This window comes from Micromonospora sp. WMMD723 (assembly GCF_049863385.1).
Taxonomy (GTDB): domain Bacteria; phylum Actinomycetota; class Actinomycetes; order Mycobacteriales; family Micromonosporaceae; genus Micromonospora; species Micromonospora wenchangensis.
This window is the reverse complement of sequence record NZ_JBMKNR010000001.1, coordinates 5,434,140-5,446,633: the sequence shown is the minus strand read 5'-3', so window position 1 is coordinate 5,446,633 and position 12,494 is coordinate 5,434,140. Positions and strand designations below refer to the sequence as shown.

The following is a 12,494-nucleotide window of genomic DNA, read 5'->3' as shown; positions in this document are numbered from 1 at the left end:
CGCGCGTCGGCAGCCCGGTCCCACCCCGGTATAGTCATGCCCGTCTATTGGTGTCGCCGTCCCGACGCCCCAGGTCACCCCCACCCCACCACCGAGGAGGTCCGGATGACTCCGTACCGATCCCGCCTGCGGGCCTGGGCCGTCGCGTTCCTCGCGGCGGTCGCCCTGCCCGCCGCCCTGCTCGGCCCGCCGACGTCGGCGTCGGCCGCGAACACCCTGACCATGCTCGGCGCGGACGTCTCCTCCGTGCAGCGCAGCCTGGACCTCGGCGCGCGGTACTACGACGCCGCCGGCACCGCCCGCGACCCGCTCGACATCCTCAAGGGCGTCGGCGTCAACTACGTCCGGCTGCGGGTCTGGAACAACCCGGCCAGCGGCTGGAACAACAAGGCCAAGGTGCTGGCGTACGCGAGGACGGTCAAGGCCAAGGGCCTCAAGCTGATGATCGACTTCCACTACTCCGACACCTGGGCCGACCCGGGCAAGCAGTACAAGCCGGCCGCCTGGGCCAACCACGGCATCGGCCAGCTCCAGAGCGACGTCTACAACTACACCTCCGACGTGTGCACCAGCCTGCGCAACCAGGGCACCACGCCGGACAGCGTGCAGATCGGCAACGAGATCAACGTCGGCATGCTGTGGAACGACGGCAAGGTCGTCAACAACGACTTCACCAACCTCAGTCTGCTGCTCAAGGCCGGATACCAGGCCACCAAGGCGTGCAACGGCGGCACCCAGGTGATCATCCACACCGCGAACGCGGACAGCATGGACCACGCCCGCTGGTTCTACGACGGCATCCGGGCCAAGGGCGTGCAGTGGGACCTGACCGCGCTGTCGTACTACTGCATGTGGCACGGCACGCTGGCCAACCTCTACAACGTCATCACCGACGTCCGCACCCGGTACGGCAAGCCGGTGGTGCTCACCGAGACGGCGTACCCCTTCACCGCCGCGAACGCCGACAACGAGCCGAACGCGATCAACGGCACCGAACCCTGTGCGGGGCACCAGGCGAGCTGGACCGGCCAGGCCACCGAGTTCTCCTGGGTGCAGGACACCGCCCGCAACGCCGGCGCGATCGGCGTCTTCTACTGGGAGCCGACCTGGTACGCGGTGCCCGGCAACGGGTGGGACCCGGCGAACATCAACGGCACCGGCAACCAGTGGGACAACATGGCCGTCTTCAACTGGACCGGCCAGGTGAACCCGAACATCCGCTGGCGGCCGTAGCAACTCGCGTCCCGGTCGGCGGGCCACCGTCGGTGGCCCGCCGACCGGCCACTACCCTGGCGCGGTGCGATACGACGAGTGCGAAGCGGCCATCCGTGAGCTGGTCGACGCGGCCGACGAGGACGCCCTGCACGCCTTCGGGCTGGCGACGGTCACCCGCCTGCTGGAGGCCGACCTGATCGACGAGGCCGGCGGGGACGACCTGGACGAGGACGCCTGGGCGGCGCTGACCGCGGCGCGGGAGCGGATCACCACGGCCGGCGCGAGCGAGCTGCGCGCCCACCTCGACCGCGTCGACGAGGGTATCCTCGCCGACGGCGACATGGACCCCGGCCTGCTGATCGCCCTGTCGGCCCTCGAACACTGGACCAGCTACCTGGAGGAGCACCGGCGCGGCGAGCTGCACGAACTCGCCCTGCGCTCCGTCGAGGAGGTCGACTACCGGGTCTCGGCCGCGCTCGACGACTTCCTGGCCACGCCGGAGATGGCCGCCGAGTACGCGCGGATCAGGCGGTCGCTGGCCGCCTGACGGGTCGCCGGGCGGTGGGCCGGACCGACGGCGTGCCGCCACCCCGGTGGGCGGCGGCACGCCGGTGCGGACCTCGGTCCCGTGCGGTGCACCCGCGGGCCGGCGCGGCCGTGGCCTGCCGGCCGACGGTCACCGACCGCAGTTCAGCGTCAGCGCGGCCGGCGAGTTGGTCCAGACGAGCATGCCGAACGTCGTGCTGGCGCCCGGGGCCAGCGTGCCGTTCCAGGAGGCGTTGCGCACCGTGACATCGGCGCCGGAGGTGCTGAGCACGCCGTTCCAGAGGGCCGAGATGCGCTCGTCGCCGTACCACCGCCAGCTGACCTGCCAGCCGTTGAGCGTCTGCTCGGCGGTGTTGCGCACGGTGACCGTGGCGGCGAACCCGCCGGTCCAGCGGTTGTCGACGGTGATCGTCGCCCGGCACGACGCCGACCCGGCCGGCAGCGTCCGGACCGGCCCGCTGATGACGTACGGGTCGTGCTTCTCCCCGGCGCTGAACCGGTACCAGTAGTCGCTGTCCGGGGTCAGCCCGGTGACCGTGATCTCCCCCTGCCGTTCCGGACCGGACACCGCCGACGCCACCGGGTTCAGCCAGGCCACCGCGTCGGCCTGGCTGGCGAAGAGGACCAGGGTCATCGGCGGGTCGTAGCCGCACGGCGGCGTCATGATCATCGAGTACCGGACGGTGATGCTCGTGGCGCTGGCCGACACGAACTGCCCGGATACCGGCAGCGCCGGGGGGCACGCGTAGGTGGGGGTGGGAAGGGGGGTGGCCGAGAGCGCCGGCTGGGCCTGGGCGCCGGTGAGCGTGCCGGCCCAACCGGCCAGGGTCAGGGTCGTGGTCGCCAGCACCACGCCGAGCGTGCGGAGCATCCGTACCTCCGAGGGGGTTGCGGGGGCACCGGCGGCCGGGACGGGCCTGGGGTGCCGGGCGGTGAGGGGTGGGGTGATCTCTGCGCGACCGATGGCTGCCGTGGGCCGGGTGGTGCCGGACGGTCCTGCCGACGGGCGGGGGCGACCGGCCGGTGGTCACCGTCACGGACTGCCCGGCGCGGGATGGCGCAGCCGCCCCGCGTGCCCCGACGGATCGACGCGCGAGTGGTCACGCTGGCTCCCGAGCGTGACGACGTCAGAACAGTCTGGCATTCGATGACTGTCGATGCAATGACCGGCCGGCCGGACTCCGGGCCAGCCCTGCCGGGCGCGGCACGCCGCCGTCCGACCGATCGCCGACGGCGGGTCGGATCAGCGGTTACGCGGTGCCGCGGCGCTGTCGCGGACGACCAGATCGGTGGCGAGTTCGATGCGTGGACTCTCGATCGTCTCGCCCCGGGCCAGCCGCAGCACGGTACGGGCGGCCAACATGCCCATCTCGGCCAGCGGTTGCCGGATCGTGGTCAGCGGCGGCGAGCACCAGCGGACCTCCGGCAGGTCGTCGAAGCCCACCACGCTGACGTCGTCGGGCACCCGCAGGCCACGCTTGCGGACCGCCTCGTAGACGCCGAGCGCCATCTGGTCGCTGGAGGCGAAGATCGCGGTGGGCGGTTCGGGCAGGCCCAGCAGGTGCATGCCGGCGGTGTAGCCGGACTCGTGGTAAAAGTTGCCGGGCCGCACCAGCCGGTCGTCGACGGCGAGGCCGGCGGCGTCGAGCGCGGCCCGGTAGCCGTCCATCCGGGCCCGGCTGCACATCAGCTGCGGCGGGCCGGCGATGAAGCCGATCCGCCGGTGACCGAGGCCGAGCAGGTACTGGTTGGCGCGCAGGCTGCCCGCCCAGTTGGTGGCGCCGATGGTGGGGGCCTCCTGGGGGGCCACCCCGGCCGGGTCGACGATGACCACCGGCAGCCGCAGCCGGCGCAGCTCGGCCTGCAACGGCGGCTCCACCATCGAGGTCACGAAGATGACCCCCTCGGTGGAGCGGGTACGCATGTTGTCCAGCCACTGCTTGGCCGACGAGGTGCGCCGGTGGATGGCCGACACGACCGTGCCGGCCCCGCTGGCCTGCGCGACGTCCTCCACCCCACGGATGATCTCCACGGCCCACGGGCTGTCCAGGTCGTTGAAGACCAGGTCGATGAGGGCGGACTGGGTGCGTCGCGCCGCCGAGCGGGGACGGTAGCCGTGCCGGGTGAGCAGCTCCTCCACCCGTTCCCGGGTCTGCGGGGCGACGTCGGACCGGCCGTTGATCACCCGGGAGACCGTGGGCACGGAGACGCCCGCCAACCGCGCGATCATCGCGATGGTGACGTTCCTGCCGTTTTCGGAGCCCACGGTCGCCCTTTCGGTCGGGGGAACTACGGTCGCAGAAGGCTATCGCAGCAGGTCGGGGTCACCCCTTGACGCTGCCGGAGAGCCCACCGATGAGCTGACGTTCGGCGATGGCGTAGAAGCCCAACGCCGGGATCATCGACAGCACGACGTAGGCGAGCACCTTCGCGGTGTCGTCGGAGTACTGCCCCTGGAACGCCTGGACCCCGAGGGGCAGGGTCCACCAGCTCTGATCGGTGAACACCACCAGCGGCAGCATGAAGTTGTTCCAACTGCTCACCAGGGCCAGCACCGACACGGTGGCCAGGGCGGGCCGGGCCATCGGCAGCAGCACCCGCCAGAAGAACCCGAACGGACCGCAACCGTCGAGGGTCGCCGCCTCCTCGACCTCGCCGGGAATGGTCCGGAAGAACTGCCGCAGGATGATGATGGTGATCGGCAGGCCGAAGGCGGCCTGCGGCAGGATCACCCCGAGCGGGTTGTCCAGCAGGCCCATCCCGCGCAGCAGGATGAACAGCGGCAGGATCGCCACCGCGAACGGGAACATCAGCCCGATCGCGAAGAGGGTGACCAGGAACTCCCGACCCCGGAAGGCGAAGCGGGCGAACACGAACGCGGCCATCGCCGCCGCGGCGACCACGACGAACGTGCTGGCCACGGCGATGAAGACGCTGTTGCCCACGTTGCGCCAGAACACCCCGGCGGTGAAGATCTCGACGTAGTTGCCCGGCACCCACGGGTCGGGCAGGCCGAGCGGGTTGGTGGAGAGCTGCCCGTTGTCCTTGAACCCGCCGATCACCCCGAACCAGACCGGCACCACGATGAGCGCGCCGACGGCGATGGAGATGAGGTGCAGCAGGAGGCGGCGGGCCCGCTGGGCCGGGGTCGCCGGGCTGGTCATCGCTGGTCTCCTTGGACGGTGAGGGCGCCCTCGGTGTCGCGCCGCAGGACGATGCGCTGGTAGATGAGGGCGAAGACGAGGCTCAGCAGGAACATGACGATGCTGATCGCGCTGGCGTAGCCGACCTCGAAGCGGCGGAAGCCGAACTGGAACATCGTCACGGCCATGGTTTCCGAGGCGTGGATCGGGCCGCCGCCGGTGAGCACCCAGACCATGTCGAAGAGCTGGATGGTGCCGATGACCGACAGGAACACGCTGATCCGGATGGTCGGCCCGAGCAGCGGCAGGGTGACGAGCCGGAACGCCTGCCACGCGTTGGCCCCGTCGGTGACCGCCGCCTCGTCGAGTTCCTTGGGGATGCTCTGCCGGGCGGCCAGGAAGAGGATCATGTAGAGGCCGAAGTACTTCCAGGAGACCACCAGGAAGACGGCGTACAGGACGGTGTCCGGGTCGGCGAACACGGCCCCCGCGTCGGCCCCCAGGAACCGGGAGATCGCGTCGCCGAACCCCCGGTTGGGCGAGAACACCAGGTTGAACAGGACCGCGGTGGTGACCTCGGAGAGCACGTACGGGGCGAAGAAGATCACCCGGTAGATCGCGCGTCCCCGCAGCGGCTGGTTGAGCAGCATCGCCAGACCCATCGCGACCGGCAGCTGGACGACCAGGGAGAGCACGATCAGCACGAGCCCGTGCCACAGGTCGCCCCGGAACACCGGGTCGCCGAAGGCCCGGGTGTAGTTGTCCAGCCCGATGAAGTTCTCGGGCAGACCGAAGCCGTTCCACTTGTAGAGGCTGGCGTAGCCGGCCACCACGATGGGGGTCAGCACCAGCAGCAGGAACAGCAGCAGGGACGGGGTCAGGAAGACGGCCAGGGCCCGGCGACGGCCCGGCCGGGGCCGGCGGCCGGTACGGCGTACGCCGCCCGGCCCCGGCCCCGACGGTTCGGTCACTCGGCCGCCGGGTCCCGCGTTCGACAGGATCGATGGCGTGGTCATGCCTGCTCCACTCAGTTCTCGCCGGCGGCTGGTGATCGGTGGGGGTGGGACGTCACTACTGGGTCTTCGCCACCTGGGTGATGTCCTTGAGGATCTGCGCGGGTGACTTGCTGCCGGCGACCAGGGCGGCGACGCTGTCGTTGACCTGCTGGCCGACGGCCGGCGGGTACGCCTGGTCCAGGTAGAGCTGGAAGCCGGTGGCGGCGGCCAGCGTCTGCGCGACGACCTTGTTGTTCGGGTCGGCGACGGCGTCGGTGGCTTCCTTGACCGTCGGCAGCACCGCGCCGGTCTTGGTGCTGCGCCGCTGCACGTCGACGCTGAGCAGGGTCTTGAGGAAGTCCATGGTGGCCGGCGGGGCGTCCTTGCCGACGGCGAAGCCGTTGCCACCGCCGAAGACCTCGGTGGCCGAACCCTTGCCGCCGTCGACGGCCGGGAACGGGAAGAAGCCGAGCTTGTCGCCGAGCCCCTTCTTGCTGGTCGAGCTGGACGCCTGCACCGACGGCGCCCACTGCCCCATCAGCTCCAGCGCGGCACCGCCGTTACCCATGGTGGCGGCCTGGCCGTCCGGGGAGCCGTACTCGGCGCCGAGGAAGCCCTTCTGGAACGGCTGGAGGTCGATCAGCTCCTTGAACCGCTCGCCGGCGGCCACGAAGTCCGGGGTCTCGAAGTTCTTGTCCTTGGCGGCCTGCTGGAGCGCGCCCAGCCCGCCGATGCGCATGGACAGGTAGGCCCAGTAGAAGTGGGCCGGCCACTTGTCCTTGCCGGCCAGCGCCACGGGGGTGATCCCGGCGGCCTTGAGCTTGCGGACCACGTCGAGCAGCTCGGCCCAGGTGGCCGGCGGCGCGGCGATCTGCGCCTTGGCGAAGAGGTCCTTGTTGTACCAGAAGCCGACCATGCCGATGTCGAACGGCACCCCGTAGATCTTGCCGTCCACGGTGTACGGCTCCAGCGACAGCGGCAGCAGGCCGTCCTTCCACGGGGCGATGGTCTCGGTGAGGTCCTTGACCAGGCCCGCGTCGACCTGCTGCTTGAGCACCCCGCCGCCCCAGGACTGGAACAGGTCCGGCGGGGAGCCGGCCTGGGTGGCGGTGGTCAGCTTGGCCTTGAACGCCTCGTTCTCCAGCGGCTGGATCTCGATCTTCACGTTGCTGTGCGCGCTCTGGTACTCCTGGGCCACCGCAGCCCAGACCGGCAGCATCGGCTCGGTGTTCTGGATGTGCCACCAGTTGATCGTCTGGGGCGCGTCCGGGTCGTCGGACGCGTCGTCGCTGCAGCCGCTGAGCAGGTAGGCGCCGGCGCCGGCGCCGACGAGGCCGAGCAGCGATCTGCGGGAGAGGTGCGCTGTCATGATCCATCCCTTCAGGGACTCACGAGGTGCTCGGGCGCCGGCCGGGCCGGCGGGTTTCGAAACGTGTATCTCCGGAACTTTCAGAGCGTCGCCGGTATTACCGATCGATGGCGGGCACGCTACGAGTTGTTTCCACGCGGGTCAAGCCCTCTGTCCTATCGCGGCGAAAACGGCTAGCGTGTGCAGGGCTTCACCGACTACGGCCCTGATTCCGAAAGTTTCGAGAGCTGCCCGAGGAGTGCACGTGTCGACCGACACCGCTGAAGTGGCGACCGCTGCCCGGTCGATCCGCAATCCCGTCCTCGCCGGGTTCCACCCGGATCCGTCGATCCTGCGGGTCGGCGACGACTACTACCTGGCCACCTCGACGTTCGAGTGGTACCCCGGGGTCCGCCTGCACCACTCGCGCGACCTGGTGCACTGGCGACCGCTCGGCGGGATCATCACCGACCGCCGCCTGCTCGACCTGCGCGGCTGCGGCGACTCCAACGGTGTGTGGGCACCCGACCTGACCTACCACGACGGGCAGTTCCACCTCGTCTACAGCGACGTGGCCAGCTTCGCCAGCGGCTACTGGGACCCGCAGAACTTCCTGATCACCGCCCCCGACATCACCGGCCCCTGGTCGGACCCGGTGAAGCTGCACGGGCGCGGCTTCGACGCCGCGCTGTTCCACGACGACGACGGCACCACCTGGCTGCTGGCCATGAGCGCCGACTGGCGGCCCGGCCGGGACCGCTTCGGCGGCATCGAGATCCAGCAGTACGACCGGGAGGCGCGCCGCCTGGTCGGCCGGCCCCGCATCCTGTTCACCGGCACCCCGGTCGGGGTCACCGAGGGCCCGCACCTCTACCGCCACGACGGCTGGTACTGGCTGATCACCGCGGAGGGCGGCACGAGTTGGGAGCACCAGGTCACCGTGGCCCGCTCCCGCGAGCTGTTCGGACCGTACGAGGTGGACCCGGACGGCCCGCTGCTGACCTCGGTCGGCCGGCCCGACCTGCGGTTGCAGAAGGCCGGCCACGGCAGCCTGGTCCGCACCCCCGACGGCGGGTGGTACCTCGCCCACCTGGTCGGTCGCCCCTACTCCCCGCTGGGCAGCTGCGTGCTGGGCCGGGAGACCGCGATCCAGCGGGTCGAGTGGCCCGCGGGGGGCTGGCCCCGGATTCCCGGCGGGGTGCCCGCCGACGAGGTCGACGCCCCCGACCTGCCGGCGCACCCGTGGCCGGCGGAACCCGACACCGACGACTTCGACGCCGACGAGCTGGGCACGGCGTGGTCGACGTTGCGCCGGCCGGCCACCCCGGACTGGATCGACCTGCGCTCCCGCCCGTCGCACCTGCGGGTCCACGGTGGGCAGTCTCCGGTGGGGCGTCAGGCCCCCAGCCTGGTCGCCCGCCGGGTCGGCGCGACCCGGTGCGCCCTGGAGACCGTCGTCGAGTTCGACCCGGTCGACCACCGTCAGCTCGCCGGGATCACCGCCTACTACAACACCCTGAACTGGCACCACCTCTACCTGACCCGCGCGGACGACGGCCGTACCGTGCTGGAGCTGCTCAGTTCCGACAACGGTCGGCGTACCGCCCACCCGGAGCTGACCGTGGACACCGGCGGCGTCACCCGGGTCGGCCTGCGCGCCGAGTTCGACGGGCCGGTGGTGCGCTTCGGCTACGACCTGGGTACCGGCTGGCAGCAGCTCCCGGTCGAGTTGGACGCGACCATCCTCTCCGACGAGCACGCCGCGCTGATCATCGACGGCGAGCCGGCCGCCTGGGGGTTCACCGGGGCGTTCCTCGGGCTCTGGGTGCAGGATCTCGGCGGCGACGGCGGGTACGCCGACTTCGACCGGGCCACCTACCGGGAGCACTGACCGGCGCAGCACGACCGACCGCACCACGACCGGCTCCGGTGGGGCCGGTCGTGGTCGTGCCCGGGTCCCGGTCGGGTCGAAACGTTGCGACGCACGACCGGCGGTGTGACCAGGAGTTCCGGAAGTATCGATGGTTGACCGGCGGGTCCCGCGCTCGTAACGTTCCAGTCGACTTCCGGAAATCGATAGCCAACTATCGGTAGCTTCCGGCGCGGCCGTCGCCCGCACACAGCGGTGGCCGCACCGCGCCCCACCCACCTCGCCGCCGTCGACCCGTCGACGCGCCTCGGGAAAGGAACGCAGATGATGCTCAGACGGTGGATGGCCGCCGGGTTGGTCGCCGTCGCGACCGCCGGTGTGTTGAACGCCGTACCGGCCGCCGCCGAACGGCCGTACGACCCGACCGCGCAGAGCCTACGTGCCCTGGGCCAGCGCCACGGCCTGTACGTCGGCACCGCGGTCGACATGGCCGCCCTCGCCGACCCCGCCGAGCCCCGCTACCGGGAGATCGTGCGCGACGAGTTCTCCACCGTCACCGCCGAGAACGTGATGAAGTGGGAGTCCCTGGAGCCGACCCGGGGCACCTACGACTGGAAGGCCGCCGACGACCTCGTCGCCACCGCCCGACGTAACGGCCAGAAGGTCCGGGGTCACGTGCTGGTGTGGCACAGCCAGCTGCCCAAGTGGCTCACCGACGGGGTGGCCGACGGCTCCATCGACAACACCGAGCTGCGGTCGATCCTGCGCAAGCACATCACCACCGTCGCCAGCCGCTACCGGGGCAGGATCTGGCAGTGGGACGTCGTCAACGAGGCCGTCAGCGACCCCTGGGACACCCCGTCCACCCTGCACTACAAGGGCTTCTGGGCCGAGCACCTCGGCCCCGGTTACGTGGCGGACGCGTTCCGCTGGGCACGCGCCGCCGACCCGACCGCCCTGCTGTTCTACAACGACTACAACATCGAGGCGTTCGGCTCCGGCGACCCGGCCAACGACAAGACCCAGTTCGTCTACGACATGGTCAAGGGCCTGCTGGCCCGGGGCGTGCCGATCGACGGGGTCGGCAGCCAGGGCCACCTGGGCACCCAGTACGGCAACTACGACACCCTCCAGGTAGCCGACGCGCTGCACCGGTTCGCCGGGCTGGGGCTGTCCACCGCGTTCACCGAGGTCGACGTGCGCAGCCGGCTGACCGACGGGGTGCAGGCCGGCGACTCGGAGGAGATCAACCCACGGCTCCAGGCGTCGGCGGCGAACTTCCACGTGCTGTTGCAGGCCTGCCTGGCCGAGCCGCGCTGCCTGTCGTTCACCGTCTGGGGCTTCACCGACCGGCACTCCTGGGTGCCCGGCACCTTCGACGACCCGCCGCAGGGCCTGGCCACCATCTACGACGAGAACTACCAGCCCAAGCGGGCGTACCAGGTGATGAAGGCCGACCTGATCTACGCCGGACCGCCGTACGTGCGGATGCGGGCGACGCCGAAGCCGCGCCGGTAGGTCGGCCGGTGGGCGCCGACATCCTCGACACGGCCCGGGGCGGCGGGCGGACGGTCAGCCTCACCTTCGACGACGGCCCGAACCCCGCCGACACCCTGCGCCTGCTCACCGTCCTGCGGCGGCACCGGATCGCGGCCGTGTTCCTCCTCTGCGGCGGGCAGGTCGAGGCCCACCCCGAGGTGGTGCGCAGGATCGTGGCCGACGGCCACCACCTGGGCAACCACAGCATGCACCACGACGACATGACCACCTGGTCGGCCGAGCGGATCGAGGCGGACCTGCGGGAGACCAACGAGGTCATCCGGCGGGCCGTGCCGGCGGCCCGGATCCGGTACTTCCGGGCCCCCTACGGGGCCTGGGGGGCGACCCCGGCGGTGGCCGCCGCACTGGGCATGCGACCGCTCGGGTGGCGGCTGGCCGTCGGGGACTGGGAGCCGCCGGGCACCGACGAGCTCGTCCGCCGGCTGCTCGACGGGGTCACCCCCGGCGCGGTGGTGCTGCTGCACGACGGCGGCGGGGACCGCAGCCAGAGCGTCGCGGCGGTCGACCGGGTCGCGCCCGTGCTGCGCGCACGACGCTGGCGGTTCACCCTGCCGGCCGATTGACCCGCTGCCGGCCCGCCCCGGCGGAGCGGGCCGGCAGACCGGCTACGGCCGGTGCGGGTGGTGGGTGGGGGGTCGGGGTGTGCCGCCCACCCACCACGCCGTCGGGGTGCCGCCGGTCCACGTCCCTGGACGCGGCGGCACCCCGACCTGGCCGGTCACGGCCGGCGTGACCTACCGGACGATCCCGGAGCCACCGCTGCTGCCGCCACCGCCGCGCCGGTGGTGGTCACGGGTACGGTCGGACACGTTGCGCCGGCTCACCGACTCGTGCGACGAGCCGCTGTCCCGGCCGCTGGTGCGGGAGGTGTGGTTGCGGGACGTGTGGTTGCGGGAGGTGACCCCGCTCCTGCGGTGCGAACTGGCGGTGTCGGCGATCTCCCCCCGGGACTCCGTGTCCTGGTGGGAGCGCCTCGGCTGCTCCCGGGGACCCCGGGTGACCATGAGCCCGGAGCCCACCCCGTGCACGATGGCTCCCGAGTTGCCGGCCGTGGTGTCCTGACCCGGCGCGTAGCCGACGCCCCAGGTGAGCGCGCCCGCGGCGGCCACCGCGCCGTAGGCGGCCCGGACCAGGTCACCCTGGCGGCCCGCGCGCAGCGAGTTGACCACCTCCTTGCCCACCACGTACGCGCCGGGGCCGGCGGCCAGGGCCAGGCCCACGCTGTTGGCCACCGCGTTGCCCCGCAGCCCGGCGGCGCCCTGCACCCCGGGCGACGCGACCATCGACACGAAGTTGACGATCTTCTCGTCGTTCTCGTAGATCCAGTTGCCGGTCGCCTTGATCAGGGTCATCACCCGGTTCCCGCTGTCCAGCGAGTGCTCGCTGGTTTCCCTCTCGTTCCACTCGACGCTGATCGAGTCCCCCGGGCCGGGGCTGCTGCGACCCGAGGAGGTCGACGTGCTGTACGGCTGACCCACGTCGGCCTGGTAGTCGGCCGCGCTGTACTGGCCGTAGCCCGACGGCACCGACGAGGTGCTCGGGGCGTCCTGGCTGTAGTTGCTGGGGGTGTAGGCGCCCGGGGGGTAACTGACCTGGCTGTAGTTGCTCGGGGTGTAGGCCCCCGGGGTGTAACTGACCTGGCTGTAGACGCTCGGCGAGTAGACGACCTGCGGCTCGGACTCGGACGGGGTGGGCGGGTAGTGGACGCTGTAGTTCTCGCTGCCGGTGGGACTTCCGGTCCCGCCCGGTGGCGGCTGATGGGGTGAGGACACCTGGGCTCCTTGATGCTCGACCAGCGGTTGACACGCTCTTTACGA

Annotated in this window: 11 protein-coding genes; 5 read left to right on the top strand and 6 right to left on the bottom strand. The window is 71.4% G+C overall.

Annotation, left to right across the window (positions count from 1 at the left end):
- The first annotated feature begins 105 nt into the window (after positions 1-105).
- Both ACN261_RS23655 and ACN261_RS23650 read left to right on the top strand, forming a co-directional pair.
- Positions 106-1,233 carry a glycoside hydrolase family 53 protein gene (locus ACN261_RS23655; RefSeq protein WP_425852179.1) on the top strand — a complete coding sequence of 376 codons (1,128 nt, stop codon included), beginning with the start codon at positions 106-108 and terminating at the stop codon, positions 1,231-1,233.
- A 64-nt stretch (positions 1,234-1,297) separates the two neighbouring features.
- Positions 1,298-1,762, top strand: a complete 465-nt coding sequence (locus ACN261_RS23650) for a hypothetical protein (protein WP_421481845.1) — start codon at positions 1,298-1,300, stop codon at positions 1,760-1,762.
- A 129-nt stretch (positions 1,763-1,891) separates the two neighbouring features.
- Here ACN261_RS23650 and ACN261_RS23645 read toward each other — a convergent pair whose 3' ends face one another.
- The 5 genes from ACN261_RS23645 to ACN261_RS23625 all read right to left on the bottom strand — a co-directional run bounded on the left by ACN261_RS23645 (position 1,892) and on the right by ACN261_RS23625 (position 7,268).
- Positions 1,892-2,632, bottom strand: coding sequence for a cellulose binding domain-containing protein (locus ACN261_RS23645; RefSeq protein ID WP_425852177.1), 741 nt, complete (start codon positions 2,630-2,632; stop codon positions 1,892-1,894).
- Positions 2,633-3,004: 372 nt separating this feature from the next.
- A complete protein-coding gene (locus ACN261_RS23640; protein ID WP_363793472.1) occupies positions 3,005-3,991 on the bottom strand; it encodes a LacI family DNA-binding transcriptional regulator in 987 nt (328 codons plus the stop codon).
- A 94-nt stretch (positions 3,992-4,085) separates the two neighbouring features.
- Positions 4,086-4,925 (bottom strand): carbohydrate ABC transporter permease, encoded by an 840-nt coding sequence (locus ACN261_RS23635; protein ID WP_421481842.1) that lies wholly within the window; start codon positions 4,923-4,925, stop codon positions 4,086-4,088.
- Positions 4,922-5,920, bottom strand: coding sequence for a carbohydrate ABC transporter permease (locus ACN261_RS23630; protein ID WP_363655293.1), 999 nt, complete (start codon positions 5,918-5,920; stop codon positions 4,922-4,924). Before ACN261_RS23630 ends, ACN261_RS23635 begins: the two co-directional genes overlap by 4 nt.
- Positions 5,921-5,975: 55 nt before the next feature.
- Positions 5,976-7,268, bottom strand: coding sequence for an extracellular solute-binding protein (locus tag ACN261_RS23625; RefSeq protein ID WP_421481841.1), 1,293 nt, complete (start codon positions 7,266-7,268; stop codon positions 5,976-5,978).
- A gap of 244 nt (positions 7,269-7,512) precedes the next feature.
- On the opposite strand from ACN261_RS23625, the gene ACN261_RS23620 reads away from it, so the two are divergent.
- The 3 genes from ACN261_RS23620 (at position 7,513) to ACN261_RS23610 (ending at position 11,240) form a co-directional block, all read left to right on the top strand.
- Positions 7,513-9,138, top strand: coding sequence for a glycoside hydrolase family 43 protein (locus tag ACN261_RS23620; RefSeq protein WP_421481840.1), 1,626 nt, complete (start codon positions 7,513-7,515; stop codon positions 9,136-9,138).
- A 303-nt stretch (positions 9,139-9,441) separates the two neighbouring features.
- On the top strand, positions 9,442-10,635 hold the full coding sequence (locus ACN261_RS23615) for an endo-1,4-beta-xylanase (protein WP_425852174.1): 1,194 nt from the start codon (positions 9,442-9,444) through the stop codon (positions 10,633-10,635).
- A gap of 8 nt (positions 10,636-10,643) precedes the next feature.
- Positions 10,644-11,240 carry a polysaccharide deacetylase family protein gene (locus tag ACN261_RS23610; protein ID WP_421481838.1) on the top strand — a complete coding sequence of 199 codons (597 nt, stop codon included), beginning with the start codon at positions 10,644-10,646 and terminating at the stop codon, positions 11,238-11,240.
- Positions 11,241-11,411: 171 nt separating this feature from the next.
- On the opposite strand, the gene ACN261_RS23605 is transcribed toward ACN261_RS23610, so the two are convergent.
- Positions 11,412-12,449 (bottom strand): hypothetical protein, encoded by a 1,038-nt coding sequence (locus tag ACN261_RS23605; protein WP_421481837.1) that lies wholly within the window; start codon positions 12,447-12,449, stop codon positions 11,412-11,414.
- Between the last annotated feature and the right edge of the window lie 45 nt (positions 12,450-12,494).

Coding starts and splice junctions, on each gene's coding strand:
- ACN261_RS23655 (WP_425852179.1), top strand. CDS start 106: ATGACTCCGTACCGATCCCGCCTGCGGGCCTGGGCCGTCGCGTTCCTC.
- ACN261_RS23645 (WP_425852177.1), bottom strand. CDS start 2,632: ATGCTCCGCACGCTCGGCGTGGTGCTGGCGACCACGACCCTGACCCTG.
- ACN261_RS23640 (WP_363793472.1), bottom strand. CDS start 3,991: ATGATCGCGCGGTTGGCGGGCGTCTCCGTGCCCACGGTCTCCCGGGTG.
- ACN261_RS23635 (WP_421481842.1), bottom strand. CDS start 4,925: ATGACCAGCCCGGCGACCCCGGCCCAGCGGGCCCGCCGCCTCCTGCTG.
- ACN261_RS23630 (WP_363655293.1), bottom strand. CDS start 5,920: ATGACCACGCCATCGATCCTGTCGAACGCGGGACCCGGCGGCCGAGTG.
- ACN261_RS23625 (WP_421481841.1), bottom strand. CDS start 7,268: ATGACAGCGCACCTCTCCCGCAGATCGCTGCTCGGCCTCGTCGGCGCC.
- ACN261_RS23615 (WP_425852174.1), top strand. CDS start 9,442: ATGATGCTCAGACGGTGGATGGCCGCCGGGTTGGTCGCCGTCGCGACC.